1 pseudogene is annotated in these 268 nt (G+C 32.1%); it reads right to left on the reverse strand.

The features are described 5' to 3' along the window. A pseudogene (locus C1E99_RS04295) lies at positions 1-155 on the reverse strand (tRNA(Ile)-lysidine synthetase); the annotation flags it as partial. Positions 156-268 lie beyond the last annotated feature (113 nt).

Raw genomic sequence — 268 nt, forward strand, 5'->3', positions numbered from 1 at the left:
GCAATTCCAAGTTCAATCCCTAACACTTGTTTGCATTCGTATAAAAGATGGAATAGGTTCATAGAATCTACCCCACCGGATACGGCTACTAGTACTTTCTTATGTTTATCAAAAAAGTGACCATCCTGTGTCACTTTTAAAAATCTATCTTTCATTTACTTTAAAATCCCGTAAATATCATTTGCAATTTGTGTAATCTCATCATAATTTGATTTATCTGTAAAAATAGATAAAACAAAAGGAGATCCTGCGTAAACAATCGCTACAT

This window comes from Streptococcus suis, assembly GCF_002964045.1.
In the GTDB taxonomy this organism is placed as follows: Bacteria; Bacillota; Bacilli; order Lactobacillales; family Streptococcaceae; genus Streptococcus; species Streptococcus suis_U.